General features: G+C 59.5%; 2 protein-coding genes and 1 pseudogene. 2 read left to right on the top strand and 1 reads right to left on the bottom strand.

The genetic code is table 11. From position 1 onward, the window contains the following. Positions 1 to 112 precede the first annotated feature (112 nt). Positions 113 to 547 (bottom strand): Cd(II)/Pb(II)-responsive transcriptional regulator, encoded by a 435-nt coding sequence (gene cadR, locus BV390_RS30130; RefSeq protein ID WP_000405672.1) that lies wholly within the window; start codon positions 545 to 547, stop codon positions 113 to 115. A gap of 85 nt (positions 548 to 632) precedes the next feature. Between cadR and BV390_RS30125 the strand changes: the two genes are divergently transcribed. Both BV390_RS30125 and BV390_RS30120 read left to right on the top strand, forming a co-directional pair. After that, the gene (locus tag BV390_RS30125; protein ID WP_004213585.1) at positions 633 to 3,038 is read left to right on the top strand and encodes a heavy metal translocating P-type ATPase; all 2,406 of its coding nucleotides are present in this window, start codon (positions 633 to 635) and stop codon (positions 3,036 to 3,038) included. Beyond that, positions 3,035 to 3,472, top strand: a pseudogene (locus BV390_RS30120) (hypothetical protein); the annotation flags it as partial. The gene BV390_RS30125 and the pseudogene BV390_RS30120, both read left to right, overlap by 4 nt.

Below are 3,472 nucleotides of genomic sequence, written 5' to 3'. Positions count from 1 at the left end.
CAATAAGCGCAATGTTTTCCATGATGGTTCTCCGAATGAAAGCCTGTCCTCAGCATAGTACTGGGAAGGAGGGAGTGACCATCTCATTAAATAAAGCACGCTAAGCCCTTACTTACCCAGATGTTTGACTGTTCGTGGCACTTTCACCATGGCAATTGCCCAACCCTTGCAAAATGCCGCACGCCTCTACAGATCGAGAGCCAGAACACTTCTCGCGCAAATCAACCAAGTGCCGTTTTAACTGCAACAGCGCGGACACACGCATTTCCACCTGTTGAATATGGGCCTCCAGCAGCGTGATGACCTCCCCACAGTCCTGCATCGGGTTGTCTCGCAGACCCAGCAATGCGCGAATCTCGCTCAACGTCATGTCGAGCGAACGGCAATGACGGATGAATTGCAAGCGCTCAATGTGCGCCTCACCGTACAACCGAAAGTTGCCACCGCTTCGCGCTGGCTTTGGCAGTAGCCCTTCCTTCTCGTAGTAGCGGATGGTCACGACCTCGCACCCAGAGCGCTTGGCGAGGTCGCCAATTCTGATTTCCATGCATCAATCTCCAATTATCACTTGACTCTATAGTGACTATAGAGATTTTAATGGAGGCTGAATAGAAGATTTTCAGGAGTTACTCATGAGCGAATGCGCTTCAAAGGGGTGTGGCTGCACGACTGAGCCGATCATCCAACCCACGGCACCGGCCCCGCTGGCAACCGGATCGGCTCAAGCGGTGTACCGCATCGAGAACATGGATTGCCCGACCGAAGAGGCGCTGATCCGAAGCAAACTGGCCGGTCTGGCGGGGGTGGCGGGTCTTGAATTCAACCTGATGCAACGTACCTTGGCCGTGCGACACGAATTGCCTTCGTTGTCTCCCGTCGAGCAGGCGCTGAAGGCCATCGGCATGCAAGCTGTGCGCATGGATCAGGCGTCGGCCGAGCAGACGACCAAGCTGTCCATTGCCAAGATGGATTGCCCGACCGAAGAGACGTTGATCCGCAACAAGCTCGGCACCGTGGCCGGTGTTGCTGATCTCGATTTCAACCTGATGCAGCGCACGCTGTCGGTACGCCATGCGAACCAGGTTCTGCCAGACGTGCTCGTGGCACTGCAAGCGCTTGGATTCGAGGCGCAGGTCGTGGACACGGCAGAGGTCGCATCTCCATCCGCCGCCCCTGTGACCACGCCGACCAACTGGTGGCCGCTGGGCATCTCCTTGGTCACTGCATCGGCGGCCGAGGCGGTCTACTGGCTCCACAACGGCAATCACTGGTCGGTTGTCGTTCTGGCGCTTGTCGCGGTCTTCACGGGTGGCCTCTCCACCTACAAGAAGGGGTGGATCGCGCTCAAGAACCGTAATCTCAACATGAACGCCCTCATGTCGATTGCGGTCACGGGTGCCATGTTGATCGGCCACTGGCCCGAAGCGGCAATGGTGATGGTACTGTTCGCGCTGGCCGAGGTAATCGAAGCCAAATCGCTGGATCGCGCTCGTAACGCTATCCGTGGCCTGCTCGACCTGACCCCGGAACAGGCCACGGTACAGCAGGCTGACGGCACATGGCGCGAGGTGGGCGCCAAGCAAATCACCATCGGCGCCCGCGTCCGGGTCAAACCAGGTGAGCGCATCGCCCTTGATGGTGAGGTGCTGGAAGGCCGCTCTGCCGTCAACCAAGCCCCGATCACGGGTGAAAGCCTCCCGGTCGAAAAATCCCCCGGTGATTCGGTGTTCGCTGGCACGATCAACGAATCCGGCTCGTTCGAGTACCGCGTCACCGCCTTGGCCAACAACTCCACTTTGGCCCGGATCATTCACGCGGTAGAGGCTGCGCAAGGTAGTCGTGCGCCGACTCAGCGTTTTGTCGATCAGTTCGCCCGCTGGTACACCCCCGTTGTATTCGGCGTTGCCATCGCCGTCGCGTTGTTGCCGCCGCTGTTCATGGGTGCGGCATGGCTCGACTGGATCTACCGTGCATTGGTTCTGCTGGTGGTCGCCTGCCCGTGCGCACTGGTGATCTCTACACCGGTCAGCATCGTCAGCGGCCTGGCCGCCGCCGCCCGCCACGGCATTCTCATCAAAGGTGGCGTCTATCTGGAAGAAGGCCGCAAGCTGCGCTGGCTGGCTCTGGACAAGACCGGCACGATCACGCACGGCAAGCCCGCACAGACCGACTTTGTCACATGGGGCAATGCACTCGCCTCGGACAGCCGCAGCATCGCTGCCAGTCTGGCGGCCCGCTCGGACCATCCTGTATCCAAGGCGGTGGCACAGGCCGCGCAGACGGACGGGGTTGCCTTGCTCGACGTGGCCGAATTCAACGCGCTGCCCGGTCGGGGTGTGCAAGGCCAAATCAACGGTGCGACCTACCATCTGGGCAACCACCGGATGCTCGAAGAGCTGGGGCAGTGCACACCAGAGCTGGAGCAGCGCATCGCTGCGCTGGAAACCGCTGGCAAGACCGTCGTGATGCTGGTGGGCGCAAAAGGGGTACATGGCTTATTCGCCGTTGCGGACACCATCAAGGACAGCAGCAAGAGAGCCATCGCCGAGCTGCATGCTCTGGGCATCAACACCGTGATGTTGACCGGCGATAACCCCCACACGGCACAGGCCATCGCCGCACAAGCCGGCATTGACCGCGCGCAAGGCAACCAACTGCCCGACGACAAACTGCGCGAAGTGGAGCAATTGTCCAGAAACGGCAAGGTTGGCATGGTCGGTGATGGCATCAACGACGCACCGGCCTTGGCGCGTGCGGACATTGGCTTTGCAATGGGAGCGGCGGGCACAGATACCGCTATTGAAACCGCCGACGTGGCCCTGATGGACGATGACCTGCGCAAGATTCCGACCTTCGTGCGCCTGTCGCGTGCGACAGCACAGGTGCTGATGCAAAACATTGTGCTGGCCCTTGGCATCAAGGCGGTATTTTTGGTGCTCACCTTCACGGGTCACGCGACCATGTGGATGGCTGTGTTCGCCGATATGGGTGCCAGCTTGCTTGTTGTCGGCAACGGCTTGAGGTTGTTGCGCCGATGAGCTGGAAACTCTTTCTCTATGACTGGGGTGGCCTGAACATCGCGTTGTTTCAAGCCATCAACACAGGCACGCCCGCCACGCTGAAACCACTGGCATGGTTCTTTGGCCTCGTGGGAAGTTACTGGACAGCGCCGCTGATGCTGTTGGGTCTGTGGTGGTGGTCGAAATCGGCTACAAACCCGGCGCGTGGTACGGCCGTTCGGCATCGCCTTATTGGTTTTAGCGCGGCCTTCTTGCTGGCGTTATTGGTCGCCACCGCCTTGAAGCTATGGTTCGACTTTCCACGCCCGCCTGCCGTCCTTGGCGACCTGGCGCGCGTCATCGGGGACGGCACTGTTGCAAAGTTAGCGATGAGGCAGCCTTTTGTCTTATTCAAAGGCCTTACATTTCAAAAACTCTGCTTACCAGGCGCATTTCGCCCAGGGGATCACCAT

This window comes from Klebsiella sp. YJ, assembly GCF_002108615.1.
In the GTDB taxonomy this organism is placed as follows: Bacteria; Pseudomonadota; Gammaproteobacteria; order Enterobacterales; family Enterobacteriaceae; genus Klebsiella; species Klebsiella planticola.
This window is presented reverse-complemented; position numbering and strand designations above follow the sequence as displayed.